The sequence below is a fragment of the Neobacillus sp. GCM10023253 genome, assembly GCF_042653105.1.
GTDB classification, from domain to species: Bacteria; Bacillota; Bacilli; order Bacillales; family Cytobacillaceae; genus Neobacillus; species Neobacillus citreus.
In genome coordinates, this window is the sequence record NZ_JBHSHV010000028.1 from 227,456 (window position 1) to 242,156 (window position 14,701).

The following is a 14,701-nucleotide window of genomic DNA, read 5'->3' on the forward strand; positions in this document are numbered from 1 at the left end:
CTGTTTGCAGCAATTGCAACAGAGCCTTTGTTGTTTAAAGAGCCTCCCAATACTAAGACTTATTTTTAAACATCATAATTTTCCTCATTTTTCTAACACTAACGAGAGATGAAAATCAATGGAGGGTTAGAAAATGAGCAGCAATAAAAGTCAAAAAAAGCAGACGTTTCCGCCGCAGCATCAAAACCATCAGCCGGGAACTGAGAGTGAAATGAACCCAAAGCCGATTTCCGTTGATTCCAACTATAAGCCGGCCGGAAAATTATCCGGAAAAACCGCGATTATTACTGGCGGTGACAGTGGAATTGGAAAATCAGTTGCGATTTATTTTTCTAAAGAAGGTGCAGATGTAGCAATTGTTTACCTAGAAGAACATCAGGATGCTGAGGAAACCAAAGGAATCATAGAAGCCGAAGGACGAAGATGTCTTCTCTTTTCTGGCGATATTGGCAATGAGGACTATTGCAAAGAGGTTGTGAAGAAAACAATTGATGAGTTCGGCGGATTGGATATTTTGGTCAACAACGCAGCGGAGCAGCACCCGCAGCCAAGTATTTTAAATATCACTTCAGCGCAGCTGGAAAAAACATTCAGGACCAATATTTTCTCCTATTTTTATATGACGAAAATGGCGCTTCCTTTTTTAAAGAAAGGAGCATCCATCATCAATACGGCTTCCATAACAGCTTACCATGGACATGAACAATTGCTTGATTATTCGGCCACAAAAGGAGCGATTGTCACCTTTACTCGTTCGTTAGCCCTTTCATTGGCGAAGCAGGGAATCCGCGTAAACGGGGTTGCCCCTGGTCCAATCTGGACTCCGCTTATTCCATCGACCTTTACGGCAGACCAGGTTGCCACTTTCGGATCAGATACTCCAATGGGGCGTGCCGGACAGCCTCATGAACTGGCGCCAAGCTATGTTTTCTTAGCCTCAGAGGATTCGTCCTATATGAGCGGGCAAATGATTCATGTGAATGGTGGGACGATTATTAATGGGTAGTAAAAACGCATCGGGCTTACCGATGCGTTTTTTTCTGAAGCTCAGGCGCCTATTGGCGACTATTACACTCGTTTTTTCAATAGTTTGGGCAGCACAAATCGGATACAACTAACCCATCTTCGCTCTTGATGCAGCCGGCTGGTATTTTCTCATCGGTCCAAATTCAAGAACTTCTTGCAGATAGAGATTACCTTTCGGGCTTGTCCGCTTAAGCAATTCCATCAAATATGTAATATCGTCCATCGCTCTATGTGTTTGATAGTTTGTGATTTCATGGGCTTCCAAAAGGGTAATCAGCTTGCCATTTGGAAAGCCGTACTGTTTCCAAGGCACATTCCTCATCGTGCAGAACCACTGCAAGTCATTTATTTCCGGGTACATGTGATAAAGGAAACTGCGGTCAAAGGAAGCATTGTGGGCAAAAACAGAATCAGCACGTTGAAAATAGGTTTTAACTTTTACATCATGAAAGCTTTTGCCCTGAACCAAATCATATGGTATTCCATGAACCCGATAAGCCCTATCATAATTCCTGCGTGCCGAGTTCGAAAGCGGCTCTCGCAAAAAGGAGTCTTCCTCCAAAACCTCTAATATTTCACCGCTTTCCGTACAGTAAGAAAATAACTTCAGGGCCAGTTCAATAACCTCATCAGTAGTCGGTCCCAGCCCCGTAGTTTCCACATCCAGCATTAATCCTAATTTCGCCTGTCTTTGCAAAGTGATCATTCCTTAAATCGAAAATTTCCTTTATTATACCAGATTCCCTTCACCCATCCCATAGCTTAAAAATTTCCACGCTGCTCTAATCCAACCATAAGCGCTCTTATGACAATTTCCAGACTATCATCCAAATCCAATGACATCTTAAATCCACCTCTTTGCTCTAGGGACGAGAATCCGTGCAGGACACTCCGCAGTCCCCTTACAGCATGGATGGCGAGATCACCTTCGAGATGAAAAGCCTGCAGGACCCGGACGGAAAGGTCGACTATTTTTGCCCCCGCCTGCTGGACATCAACATCCTCCGGTTCTGGTGCCATCAAGGTGGCCTCATAGATTCCAGGATGTCTCCTGGCAAAGCCTACATATTCCTTACTAATCGATAGCAGTGCATCGGTTCCTGACACCCCGATAGCTGCCTGGGCCAATTCATCATACAACATGTTGAGTCCATAGATAGCCAGCTTTTTCCTTAATCCTGGCAGTCCATCGAAATGATTATATAGAGAAGGCGGGCGAATGTTCAGCTCTTTTGCCAGATTTGCCAAGGTAACCTCCTGCATGCCATATTGGTCGGCAAGGTCCCCTGCCACTTCCAGTATCGCGGATAATTCAAGTCCAACTTTCGGTCTAGCCATTTTAGTGCTCCTTTTTTCGTAATTTTTGTTCGAATTTATTAATAGCCATCGCCATGACTGCAACTGGGTTTTCTACCATTTCCCCGTGTCCGACAGCAAGTAAACTTGGGTTCAATTCAGCCAGTTTGCTAGCACTTTTTAGCGCGGTTTGTTTGCTCCACGTACCGAACGCGGGAAATGGAAACAGTGGTCTTATATCCCCTGCAACCGCTATGCCTCCTCTTGTCTGGAAGGCGTCACCTGCTACTAAGGCCTTCGTCCGCAAATCAAGAAATGACATCGACCCAGGTGTATGGCCCGGTGATTCAACCACCCTTAAGTGTCCAAGCTCATCCCCTTCCTTCAATAATACATTGGCTCTAGTTTTCAATTTCTTCGGCACACCGCCTTTAATCGGGGTCTGATCTTCATGGGAATCTAGGGAACGGTCACCGCACATTAATCGGTTATCTCTCACCGAAATATAAACAGGGACGTCCGGCAGTCTTTCCTTTAACAAATCCAGAGCTCCCACATGATCCTCATGGGCATGGGTTAAAACAATCTTTGTAATAGGTTTTCCAATTCTCTCGGCAGCCTGCAATATTCCCTTTGCACCAAACCCTAAGGCCGCATCAATTAGGGTTAAACCGTCGTCTTCGTCGACTAAATAGCAATTCACCGGAAACAAATTCGCCATAAACGTTACCTGATACAAATATCCCTTCTTGATCATTCTCATTATGACCAACCCCTTAACTAATATCGTTAGTTTTATTTTAACTAATAACATTAGTTAAATCAAGAGGTTTATTTGAAAAATTTTCCTAAATTATCTTCCCTTCCAGTATGTAACAAATTGTTCAAAGCTTTTTTACGAATATGTGAATTAGTGAACAAAAAGCTCTCAATTCAAACTAAATTTGATATATTAACAGTGTAGAAATTATTTAAAACTTATAAACCTTTTAAGGAGATGTTTCAAATGTTTGCTCGTTGGTTAAGAGAAAACAAAATTGCCGCTGGTATTTTAACTGTCTTACGTTTATATCTTGGGTATTCTTGGTTCACCGCAGGTTTTCATAAATTAACTGGAGGATTCGATGCAGCAGGATTTTTAAAAGGAGTGACTGCTAACCCTGTAAAAGGTCCGGATGGTGCCGTTGTTTATGGCTGGTATGTGGAATTCCTTAAAGGCTTCGCCCTTCCAAACGTCGACATCTTTAACTTTATCGTTCCTTGGGGAGAAGTTTTAGTCGGCTTAGGATTAATGTTAGGCTGCTTAACAACTGCCGCTGCATTCTTTGCCTTAGTGATGAACTTTGCGTTCTTCCTTGCAGGAACTGTATCTCATATTCCTACTGACATTTTCCTTGGCGTGATTATTCTTGCTGCTGGCTACAATGCCGGTCACTTCGGTTTAGACCGCTGGGTTGTTCCATTCTTCCGTAAAGCAGTAATCAAAGGAAAAGAACCTATTAAACAAACCGCTTAACAACCATTAATCGCCTCAGTTCCAGCCGAACTGAGGCGATTTTATTTTGTTCTGCCCGAATTCTTTTCAGCCTGAGATCAGTCGATTTCGGCCTCCAGCATTTCCAATATCGTCATGTAACAAAGTGTTCAAAGCTTTTTGACCGATATGTGAATTAGCGTACAAAAACCTCTCAATTCAAATTAAATTTGCTATATTAACAGTGTAGAAATTATTCATTACTTATTAAACCTTTTTAAGGAGATGTTTCATATGTTTGCAAATTGGTTAAGAGAAAACAAAATTGCCGCTGGTATTTTAACTGTCTTACGTTTATATCTTGGGTATTCTTGGTTTACCGCAGGTTTTCATAAGTTAACAGGAGGATTCGACGCCGCAGGATTTTTAAAAGGAGTGACTGCTAACCCTGTAAAAGGTCCTGATGGTGCCGTTGTTTATGGCTGGTATGTGGAATTCTTAAAAGGCTTTGCCCTTCCTAACGTTGATATCTTTAACTTTATCGTTCCTTGGGGAGAAGTTTTAGTCGGATTAGGATTAATGTTAGGCTGCTTAACAACTGCCGCTGCGTTCTTTGCTTTAGTTATGAACTTTGCGTTCTTCCTTGCAGGAACTGTATCTCACATTCCTACTGACATTTTCCTTGGCGTGATTATCTTAGCCGCAGGCTACAATGCTGGCCGCATCGGATTAGACCGTTGGGTTGTTCCATTCTTCCGTAAAGCAGTTTTAAAAACAAACAACCCGGTTAAACATACTGCATAACTAAAAAACACCTCTATCTCAGCCTTGAGATGGAGGTGTTTGTCTTTTGTAGATTAATAGCTGCTATCTTCCTTGAAACTCTGTCTGTTAACGTACCAATTTGTAACCTGTGTCAGGATAGCAAAAACAGCAAAGAAATTCATTGCCCAAACGTTAATAAATGGCGTAAGGCCGCCGAATTCTATCGTAGCATAGCCTTTAAATTTCATGACAATCATGGATTCAATAAAAATCAAAATGAAACCTACAACACCTGCAACTGCCGCTCTTATCATTAGTAATCCCTCCGTAAGGTTTTTGCTATATACTAAAATGAATTTTTGTCTAAATTGTGAACTCGTTATACCCATTATATAGCAATTCAGAAGGAAACCAAAGTAAAAAAAATCACATTTTAAAAAAATAATTTGGTTTAAAAGAATGGCTTCGAATAGTGAAAAAGAAAAGCCCAGATTATCAAAAAATGCAGGACTAACTTTAAAAGGTGTCAGTACGGTGACTGACAGCTTTTTTGGTTTTGGATTGACCTGCTTCATTTAGGCAAAAGTAATGTTACAGTGGTTCCTGATCCTTCATTACTCTCTATTTCTATTTCACCTTTGTGCAATTTCATGATACTTTTGGCGATATGCAGCCCCAGTCCAGTTCCTCCGGTTTCTCTGCTCCTCGCTTTATCAACTCGGTAAAACCGCTCAAAGATATTATGAATCTCATCCCGCGGGATTCCAATCCCATAATCTTTTACACGAATAATGGCAAATTGTCCTTTCTGCTCTAAGAAAACCTCAATTTTTTCCTGGCTATATTTCATGGCATTGTCCAGCAAAATGATAATTATTTGTTTGAGTTTTAATTCATCTGCATGAACAATGAGCGGGGACATGTCATATTCTAATGTTATTTCTCGTCTATAGACTTGTTTTAGTTGCTTTAAAATACTCTGGCATAAAGAAACCAGGTTTACTTCGTTGATCTCTAATTCCGTTTCCTTTTCCAGGGTGGCTAAGTCCAAAAAGGTATCAGTCATTTTTTGAATTCTCGTTGCCTCAGAATGAATAGCCTGAATGGCTTCGTCAGCCATTTCTTGATTTTCAAGGCCGTGCCTTCTCAGCAGATTTGCATAGCTTTTAATTACCGTTAACGGGGTTTTTAATTCATGAGAGGCATCAGAAATAAACTGCGATTGCTTCGCTAGATTTTCCTGAAGCCGATCTATCATCCGATTAAATGTTTTAGCCAAGGTCTGCAGTTCGTCCTTTGCCCTATTTTGTATTGTGATGGTCTTCGGAACACCGCTTTTTTCAATTTCCTCCATGGTTGTAATCATATTAGAAATCGGTCGCATGATTATATTTGACAGCCATCTTCCTCCTAGTAAAGATAATAAGGCAGCAAGGATCGTACTAAATATTAAAATCGCTCTAAGAATCTCTTTTCTTGCTTCTAAACCTTTTAATCTCTCCCCAATTTCGAGGCTTCCTTTCAATTGCTTTGTGTTAACCGGAGAATGAATAACCAAAACTTGTTCTTCCCCGTTTTTGCCAGAAATTACGTAAGTTTGAGACTGTTGATTTACTGCGTATTTTCCTTTTATCTTTCTGGATAGTACTTTATCATTCGAAACCTCGTGGACGATAGTGTTCCCGGGCCCGATAATTCGGATATAGGAGTATTCGGATAATAGTCCTTTTAACTTGTCGTCTATATCATGCGGGGATTGGCTGTTATCAATTTGTTTTTCAATATCTGCAGCCTTTTGAAAGAGCATATCCTCTTCCATATTGATGGTCGTTTTCATAAATAAGAAGAAGACAACAACATTAACGAGTATTAATATACAAAGCATCCAAGCCGTTGTTAACAGGTTAATTTTCGTCGAGATCTTCATCCGTTTTCTCCTTTATCGTAAAACCAATCCCTCTCACAGTTGTAATTAACGGGACAGAAAAACCTTCATCCACCTTTTTTCGCAGATGTCTAATAAAAACATCGATTACATTGGTCTCTCCCTCGTAATCATAGCCCCATACATTAAGGATGATGTTCTCCCGGGTAACGACTTTGTTTTTATTCATGACTAAATAAACCAAGAAGTCATACTCCTTCGGTGTTAATGTAATAAGTTTTCCATCCCTTTTGACTTCTCTTGATTCCTTATTGATGATTAGATCCCCAACAATTAATTTCAGTTTTTCCCCATTCGGGCGATCCCGCAGACACGCACGAATACGAGCTAGCAGTTCTTCGATTTCAAAGGGCTTTGTGACATAATCATTTGCACCATGATCCAGGCCTGATACTTTATCAAAAGTTGAATTCCGGGCTGTCAAAAGAATGACAGGAGTCACTGTGTTTTCTCTTCTAAATCTCCTTAATACTTCCATTCCACTTAACTCAGGCAGCATGACATCCAGTAAGATTAAATCAACGTCTATTTGTAAGGCGGTTTCCAATCCAGCCTTCCCATTGTGTTCAACTGTTACTTCATACCCTTCATACTCAAGCTCCATTTTTAAAACCCGTGCAATTTGAGCTTCATCCTCAATTACTAAAATATGTGTTTCCATGAAACATACGTCCTTCCAAAGCTTTTTAAGGAGTACTATCTTATTGCTTATTTTGAATTTAATATCTCTCCAGCACAAGCCGGAACATCTCAAACAATAAGAAGTTAAAAAAGATCCAGACACTGCCATATACATATCCACCAGCAATATCACTTGGCAGCAGAGATGCTGATGCTATATTGACGATCGCTATTCCTATTAATAAGCTTAAACCAATTAAAGGAACAATAAGGGGAACATAATTTTTTCTCGAATGACGGACAAGCAAAAATACGCATGTTCCATATACGATAATCGTTAAAGTACTTTGTAAATTAGGAAAATCACCGGAATGGAACTTCCCTACAAACCCGATTGATCGAAGAAAAGTAAAAATCTCAATCACTGATTCATGAAACAACCTTGCACCTAAAATTGGAACAATCAGTAATAAAAACTCTAATATGATGTTCTTTCCTTTTCTCCAAATACGGATGACTGTAATCCCAATTATCACACCGAAGGCATACGGAGATTGAAATATTTCAAATACCTTCATCCAACTCATAAATATAGCAGTCTTCACCATATATTCTGAAAGCTCATTAAACTGACTAAACTCTCCATATAAATAATCTTGTGCAAGTCCCAGCATCAGAGTAACCATACCAATAAAAACGAAAGTAAGAAAAATAAGAAATACTTCCGCTGCTCTTATCGTTTTCAGTCGTTTAACCAATAAACTTACCCAACGAATAAAGAAATTTTTAATTTGGACTTTATAAAAACGGTAAGCAAAATAGCCTGCTAACAGTACTGCCAAAACAATAATAGCAATAATGAAGTATTTACTTGCCGCGTGGTGAAAAACCTCCCAGCGTGGTCCCAAAACTTTTCCTAAAGTAATAAAGCAAATCCCCCATAAAAAAGATCCTATATAAGCAGGAATGATAAATTTTTTAAACGGCATTTTTGAAATCCCGGATATATAACCAGTGAAATGCCTAATTCCAGGTATAAAATATGCAAAAATCAACAGTTTACTGCCGTACCGTTCAAACCAAGCAGCCGTTTTTTTATACCGTTCAGGTCCAAGATGAATATATTTTCCGTATTTTTCTATAAGCTTGTATCCTCCCGCTTTCCCAATCCAATACGTTGCGGTTATTCCTGCGCCACCCGATAAAAAAACTGTCAGAAGCGCCAAAATATAATTCATTTTTCCCTGATAGACAAAATATCCAGCATAGCTCATTAAAAATTCGCCCGAAATAGGCAGGGCCATTAATTCAAGAAAAATTCCGATAAATAGAATCAGATAACTGTGCTGTTCAAATAAAGTAATTAAATGTGACATATACATGCCTCCAAAATTTTTAAAAAGGAAAACAAATGGTCTTTCTAAATACAATGTAGCACGATAAATCCATATATTTACTATTTTAATGAATTCTTAATCCTTTATTAAGATAACAAAAAGGTGAATGGATAAAATAAAAAAGCTATGAATATGAAGGTTCTTAGCTTTTTTAAAAAAGAAAAACCAATTAAATTTTTTTAACCCTAATTGGGCTTACCATTAAGAGGGCTAGGATTAAGGTAATCCATGCATTGCTATATGAGAAGAATCCCATACCAGCAAGCGGCAGGCCAGCAGCGGGAATGGGCAATCCTTTAAAATAGCCGATGGTTGGCTTCACACTAAACCTGGCTAATCTTAATGCCCCCATCATCGGGAAAAGGATAAATGCCAGAGAAGTTAGAATGGATGGTGCTGCTATTGAATGAAATAGAAGTGCCGGTGCCACCCCAAAACTCACAATATCTGCCAAGGAATCCAGTTCAACCCCTAAGTCACTGTTCACTTTTAATTTCCTGGCAATCCTTCCGTCAAGAAGATCTAACACAGCTGAAAAAAATATAAAAATCGAGGCCACTTCGATAAATCCACTCATATTTAAAGTTATAGAAAGAACACCGCACAATAAATTTCCTAATGTAAATAAATTAGGAATCGTTTTTATTAAATGTTTGAACAAGGTTGTCCCCCCTGACTTTTAAATCCTCCACTAATTTAGTTTTTTCTATACATTCTTCCGTTATTCTTAAAAGATTTTTCCATCTTAATGAAATATTAATCTTTTATTAAGTGAACAAACAGACTCGTCTTATATACTTTGAAGTGCCCAATTTTATTGCAAGTCCATTCATGAATTCACAGCAGAAAAAGATCATGTTCTGGGTTAAAACATATATGGGAGGAAAAACAATGAAAAGATTAGTTGAGGCAACCATGCAACGAGCCATTCTAATGATTGTGTGTGTTGTCATCATACTGGCTTGGGGAGGCATCTCCGCTTACCAGATGCAGCGGGATTACTTGCCTGGGATTAACAATACGACCCTAACAGTAAGCATGAGAGTTCCTGGGTATCAAGCGGCTCAGGTAAAACAGCAGGTTACCGATAACCTTTCGAGTGCCGTCAAAACAGTGGATGGTTTGTCCAATGTGGAAACGACCTCTTATGACGGCGGATTATTTATGAGTTTGTATTTTCCAATGAATACAGACATGAAGGCAGCCGAGGATCAAGTAAATAAAGCCTTGGCAAATGCTGACCTTCCGTCAACGATTACAAGTAGTCCTTCAGTGACTCGCTTAACAACAAGCTCATTCCCAATTTTGACTTACAGTGTAACAAGTTCAAAAATGGATGAACAAACACTAAGATCTACTGCAACGCAGGAAATAATCAAACAATTAAAATCCGTTCCTGGTGTAGCGGATGTATCTGCAATCGGTGGAGCAAAAGATGGATATGTATTAACTGTCCGCATGAAAGACCTTGTGAAAAACGGTTTAACATTGGATGATGTGAATAAATCGTTTGCTTTGGCAGTTCCATCCATGCCACAAGGCAATATTGTAAACAACCAATTATCGATTCCTGTTTCCTTTGACGGGCTGCCATTAACTGAGCAGCAAATGGAAAACGCAACAATTAAGAATAAGGAAGGAAAAGTTATTCCTGTATCGGCATTCGGTACAATTACTCATTCCTTGAATGACGTGAAGACTGTTTCAAGAACAAACGGAGCACCAAGCGTGACTTTAAATGTAATTAAAACACCATCAGCCAATATTACTGATGTCTCAGAACAAGTTAAAGATCGTGTTGCTCATCTTCACTTGGACACAGTCAATTCAAAAGACATTTCGTTCCAAGTTTTACTTGACCGAGAAAAAGAATTAAACAGCTCTCTTTTCGGTTTAGTTCGAGAAGGTTTGCTCGGCTGCTTATTCTCTATGGTCTGTGTGTTCTTCTTTTTCCGAAATGTAAGATCGACACTGTTAATTGCGATTTCGCTGCCAATTTCATTGTTAGCGACAACGGCTTTCTTGAAGTCAATGGGCATCACATTAAACATCCTAACTGTTTCTGGATTAATCGTTGCGATGGGACGAATTGTCGACGATTCCATCGTTATCTTAGACAACATGTATCGAAAACGGGAAGAATCGAAAGATAAACCGCTGCTTTCCATTCTTGCTTCATCTGTTGTTGAAATGATTCCAGCAATTTTAGGCTCTACCTTAACGACTATTGCGGTTTATATTCCAATTGCCTTTGTTGGAGGCGTCGTCAGTGCTTCATACAGCGGATTCGCTTGGTCTGTCGTGATTGCACTTATCATTTCATTCTTTGTTGCCATGCTTGTCATTCCTGCTCTTGCGTTTATGGGATGGAAAGGCGGAAACGGAGAAAAACAAACGGTCAAACTCGATGCAAAAATGAAACCAATTTTGCAATCTGCATTTAAGCACAGAAAAGCAATGATTATTGTGTCAATCTTAGTATTTTTAGGTGCTGGCATCTATTCTGCTTTCCTTCCAGTAAGTTTACTGCCTAGCGGAAAAATCGGACAAATTGCCATAAAAGCAGAATTACCTAAAGGAAGTACCCTAATCCAGGTAGATTCTGAAGTACAAAAAATCGAAAAAGCATTAAAACAAAATCCAAAGGTGGATGCCTATTCTGCCAATTTTGGTTCAACGATGACACCGCAAAGTGATGACGTGTTTGACCAAGGCGGCGGCTTTATCACCTATCCGAATGTTGCTAACCTTTCTGTTGTTTTGAAAAATGACAAGGATGCAGATTCCGTCATTAAACAGTTACAAAGACAGCTTCCATCATTATCGAAGGATGTTACTTATACAGTAACAAGCCAGAACATTTCTGGTGATGATTCACAAATGCGTATCTTGTTCACTGGTTCCGACCAAGCGACATTGGATCAGGTAGCGCAGGAAGCACGAACAAACCTATCAAAAATTGCAGACTTGAGTGTCGATGGAAAAGTGGATTTAACAAACGGTGCGCCTAAGTACAAGGTGACGTTTGACCAAAAGGCGATACAGGATAAAGGGGTTAAAGTGGCGGACATTTTGACCGTTATAAACCGTTATATGTCTGCATCAAAGGATGCCACGATTATGGTTGATCATAAGGCACTTCCTGTGGACCAATATTTAGATCAAATCGCCTCAGGTGAAAACTCAAATATTACATTAGAGGCTTCTGCGGATGATGTTTTAGCATCCCTTGCTGCTGAAACGTTTAATGGAAATAATGGTGAAGCGGTCCGTTTTGACCAGATCGCTAAAATCTCGAAAGACCAGTCCCCATCAACAGTTAGCGAACGGGATGGGCAGCCTTTCTCTTTGGTAACAGCACAGATAACATCAAACGATATTAGCAAAGTGTCAAGCCAAGCAGAAACTGCTCTAAGCAGCATGAAACTTCCTAAAGATGTAACGTACTCATTAGGAGGAATCACCGAACAAGTAAAAGACATGATTTTTGATATGTCGGTTGCAGTTGCCTTTTCAATCCTGTTAGTATTGCTCATTACTTCTTCTATCTTCAAAGGATGGAAGGCGCCATTATCAGTATTATTAAGCATTCCGCTGGCATTAAGCGGTGTGGTTATCGCATTAATATTATTCCATGGTGAATGGAATTTAGCAGCATTGATCGGTATTCTAATGCTTACGGGTATTGTCGTAACCAATGGAATTGTGTTGATAGACAAAATTGAAAGAAATCGAAAAGAGGGAATGCCTGTTGAGGAAGCAGTTTTGAATGGCAGTCTTTCAAGGATTAGACCAATCTTGATGACAGCAGCAGCGACAGTGCTTACCTTATTGCCGCTGGCACTATCTCATAACGCAGATACGGTGATTTCGCAAACACTTGGTATCGTCGTGATCGGCGGTATGGTAACATCGACCATCAACAGCTTTATTATCATTCCGATTATTTATCAATGGCTGCATAGAAAGACATCAAAAAATATATCGATGAATTCAAAAAGTATCAGCTAAAAAGCTTATAAAAATGGCTTGGAGTAATGATAAAAAAGGTGACTGACACATTTTTGTGCTGTCACCTTTTTTTATCGTTAGAATGTCACCAGCATATCCCATGATGTTCCATCAACACCAATCTTTTTAAAGCCAAATCGTTTGTATAACTGCAGGGCAGGATTGTCTGGGTCAACGCTTAAAGAGATTCCTTTATATCCGGATTCTTTTGTGATTCTTAGTATTTCGCCAAGCAGAACAGTCCCTATCCCATTTCCCCGGTATTCCGGCATTAGGGCCATTCCCAATAGAGGAGTTTGACTGTCGATATAGCCGTAGGTTTTATTGAATTCATCGAACAATCGAACCCAAACCGCACCGATGGGATGATGATCATTATCCTCTGCAATAATGGCCGTATCTCCGTTTCTGCCCCAGCCTTTTAGAGACTTTTCAATATGTGGTTCGTTCAAAATATCCCTGGATGGCCTCGGCTGTCCTTCCGGTATATAGATAGCTTGATAGAGCATTTCCCATAAAAATTGTTCATCTTTATTGGTCGCAAGTCTGATTTGATAACCGTTCAAATGCATCCCCCTTAATTTTTTGCAATAATTGCTTCAATTTTATCTCTGCCATAGAAGATAGCCTGTGACTATGGCCATAAAACTCTAAATGCGATGTGACTTGATTCGGCACTACCACACAATGAACTCCTGCTTCTCTCGCCGCTTTAAGTCCGTTCAAGGAATCCTCAAAGGCAACAGCTTCGGATGGTTTGATGTCTAGTGCTTTGACAGCTTGAATATATAATTCTGGGTCCGGTTTCACTTTTGAAACATCGTCCCTCGTTTTAATCACATCAAAATATTTAAGAATATCGAGCCTTTGCAAAAAGCCTTCCACCCATTCACGTGTCGAGCTAGATGCTAAGCCAATTTTCAATCCTAATTCTTTTGCTTCTTTAAGGTACTCCTCCACACCTTCCCGTGCGGCCAGCTCCTTCATTTTTTCTAAAACTATTTGTTTGACAGAGTTTTCAATGGCTTCGGGATTTATTGGCGTCGACAGATTTTCTTGAATATAAGCAAATAGTTCGGTGTCGTCTGTTCCTATGACTTTGGAAAACTGCTGCAGCGTAAGGTTTATTCCATAGCCTTTATCTAGTACCTCCTTATATGCCTCGAACCAGATTGTTTCCGTGTCCACAATTAATCCATCAAAATCAAATATGATTGCCTTCAATTATGTATCACCTCTTTTAATTTAGACGAAAGTTTTTAGAAAAGGTTTTACCGGGGCGGAATGTTTTTGCTGGGGTGAAAATTCATAACGACCAGGGCAACGGTTTTTATGTAGTTCGGGTGTTATGAACCTTTCATAACGACCGGAAACTTGATTTTCTATATCGTTTGGGTGTTATGAACCTTTCATAACGACCAGGGCTTTAATTGTTTAAGCTGTCAAGGTGTTATTGATTTTTAGAAGAATTACGGGACCACATAGGAAAAATATGTTAGATTTTATTTGAGCCGTACTTCATATCGACTACGTTAATTAAAAAATAGTTAAGGAGTGTTAAAATTATCAAAAATCAGGAAGATATTATTCAAGTTATTAGAGAAGATATCTGGATGATGGATATTTTAAAAATAGTACAAACTATGAATCTGCCTGATTGGTGGGTATGCGCCGGGTTTGTCCGCTCAAAAATCTGGGATGTACTCCATGGATTTACCGCTAGGACCCCTCTTCAGGATATCGATGTAATTTATTTTAATCCGGAAAATATCGATGAGTATGAAGAAAAGATGTTTGAAGATAAACTAAAAATCTTGAGGCCTGACATCCCATGGTCGGTTAAAAATCAAGCCAGAATGCATGTTGTTAACAACCTGAATCCCTACTCTTCTGCTGTGGATGGTATTTCGAAGTTTCCCGAAACAGCAACAGCAGTTGGAGTAAAACTGGATGAAAAAGACAACTTAGTAATTGCTGCCCCATGGGGAATCGAGGATTTGATTCATATGGAGGTTAAACCGACTCCATTATTTTTGAAAAATATGGAGCTTAAAAAAGTTTATTTTAATCGTGTTAAAACCAAGAAATGGGAAGGAACATGGGATCAATTAAAGATATCAACCTAATCTTCACAACTTCCACACAAGTTCCCTATAAGTTCTACAC

General features: G+C 39.5%; 15 protein-coding genes. 5 read left to right on the top strand and 10 right to left on the bottom strand.

Features of this window, described 5'->3' with window-relative positions; all coding sequences use genetic code 11:
- Positions 1-133: 133 nt before the first annotated feature.
- Positions 134-1,006: an SDR family oxidoreductase gene (locus ACFPA1_RS26340; protein WP_378587432.1), complete on the top strand. Its 873-nt coding sequence runs from the start codon at positions 134-136 to the stop codon at positions 1,004-1,006.
- 108 nt (positions 1,007-1,114) lie between these two features.
- On the opposite strand, the gene ACFPA1_RS26345 is transcribed toward ACFPA1_RS26340, so the two are convergent.
- The 3 genes from ACFPA1_RS26345 to ACFPA1_RS26355 form a co-directional block, all read right to left on the bottom strand.
- Entirely contained in the window at positions 1,115-1,723 is a 609-nt protein-coding gene (locus ACFPA1_RS26345; RefSeq protein ID WP_378587434.1) for an exonuclease domain-containing protein, read from the bottom strand.
- Positions 1,724-1,788: 65 nt separating this feature from the next.
- Positions 1,789-2,364: a TetR/AcrR family transcriptional regulator gene (locus tag ACFPA1_RS26350; RefSeq protein WP_378587436.1), complete on the bottom strand. Its 576-nt coding sequence runs from the start codon at positions 2,362-2,364 to the stop codon at positions 1,789-1,791.
- A 1-nt stretch (position 2,365) separates the two neighbouring features.
- Positions 2,366-3,085 (bottom strand): MBL fold metallo-hydrolase, encoded by a 720-nt coding sequence (locus tag ACFPA1_RS26355; RefSeq protein WP_378587441.1) that lies wholly within the window; start codon positions 3,083-3,085, stop codon positions 2,366-2,368.
- Between the two features lie 243 nt (positions 3,086-3,328).
- On the opposite strand from ACFPA1_RS26355, the gene ACFPA1_RS26360 reads away from it, so the two are divergent.
- Together ACFPA1_RS26360 and ACFPA1_RS26365 are read left to right on the top strand one after the other, a co-directional pair.
- Positions 3,329-3,838 (top strand): DoxX family protein, encoded by a 510-nt coding sequence (locus ACFPA1_RS26360; RefSeq protein WP_378587444.1) that lies wholly within the window; start codon positions 3,329-3,331, stop codon positions 3,836-3,838.
- A 252-nt stretch (positions 3,839-4,090) separates the two neighbouring features.
- Entirely contained in the window at positions 4,091-4,600 is a 510-nt protein-coding gene (locus ACFPA1_RS26365) for a DoxX family protein (protein WP_213146437.1), read from the top strand.
- Positions 4,601-4,653: 53 nt separating this feature from the next.
- On the opposite strand, the gene ACFPA1_RS26370 is transcribed toward ACFPA1_RS26365, so the two are convergent.
- From ACFPA1_RS26370 to pssA, 5 genes are all read right to left on the bottom strand, one after another.
- Positions 4,654-4,875, bottom strand: coding sequence for a hypothetical protein (locus tag ACFPA1_RS26370; RefSeq protein WP_213146436.1), 222 nt, complete (start codon positions 4,873-4,875; stop codon positions 4,654-4,656).
- A 257-nt stretch (positions 4,876-5,132) separates the two neighbouring features.
- Positions 5,133-6,488, bottom strand: a complete 1,356-nt coding sequence (locus ACFPA1_RS26375) for a sensor histidine kinase (protein ID WP_378587447.1) — start codon at positions 6,486-6,488, stop codon at positions 5,133-5,135.
- On the bottom strand, positions 6,466-7,167 hold the full coding sequence (locus tag ACFPA1_RS26380) for a response regulator transcription factor (protein WP_378587450.1): 702 nt from the start codon (positions 7,165-7,167) through the stop codon (positions 6,466-6,468). The genes ACFPA1_RS26375 and ACFPA1_RS26380 overlap by 23 nt, the downstream gene beginning before the upstream one ends.
- Before the next feature lie 58 nt (positions 7,168-7,225).
- Positions 7,226-8,503 (bottom strand): DedA family protein, encoded by a 1,278-nt coding sequence (locus ACFPA1_RS26385; RefSeq protein ID WP_378587453.1) that lies wholly within the window; start codon positions 8,501-8,503, stop codon positions 7,226-7,228.
- Positions 8,504-8,693: 190 nt separating this feature from the next.
- On the bottom strand, positions 8,694-9,185 hold the full coding sequence (gene pssA, locus ACFPA1_RS26390; RefSeq protein WP_378587456.1) for a CDP-diacylglycerol--serine O-phosphatidyltransferase: 492 nt from the start codon (positions 9,183-9,185) through the stop codon (positions 8,694-8,696).
- A gap of 230 nt (positions 9,186-9,415) precedes the next feature.
- Between pssA and ACFPA1_RS26395 the strand changes: the two genes are divergently transcribed.
- Entirely contained in the window at positions 9,416-12,535 is a 3,120-nt protein-coding gene (locus tag ACFPA1_RS26395) for an efflux RND transporter permease subunit (protein ID WP_378587458.1), read from the top strand.
- Between the two features lie 77 nt (positions 12,536-12,612).
- Here ACFPA1_RS26395 and ACFPA1_RS26400 read toward each other — a convergent pair whose 3' ends face one another.
- Entirely contained in the window at positions 12,613-13,101 is a 489-nt protein-coding gene (locus ACFPA1_RS26400; RefSeq protein ID WP_378587461.1) for a GNAT family N-acetyltransferase, read from the bottom strand.
- Entirely contained in the window at positions 13,067-13,759 is a 693-nt protein-coding gene (locus tag ACFPA1_RS26405) for an HAD family hydrolase (RefSeq protein WP_378587464.1), read from the bottom strand. Before ACFPA1_RS26405 ends, ACFPA1_RS26400 begins: the two co-directional genes overlap by 35 nt.
- Positions 13,760-14,148: 389 nt before the next feature.
- Between ACFPA1_RS26405 and ACFPA1_RS26410 the strand changes: the two genes are divergently transcribed.
- On the top strand, positions 14,149-14,661 hold the full coding sequence (locus tag ACFPA1_RS26410) for a nucleotidyltransferase family protein (RefSeq protein ID WP_378587466.1): 513 nt from the start codon (positions 14,149-14,151) through the stop codon (positions 14,659-14,661).
- The last annotated feature ends 40 nt before the right edge of the window (positions 14,662-14,701 follow it).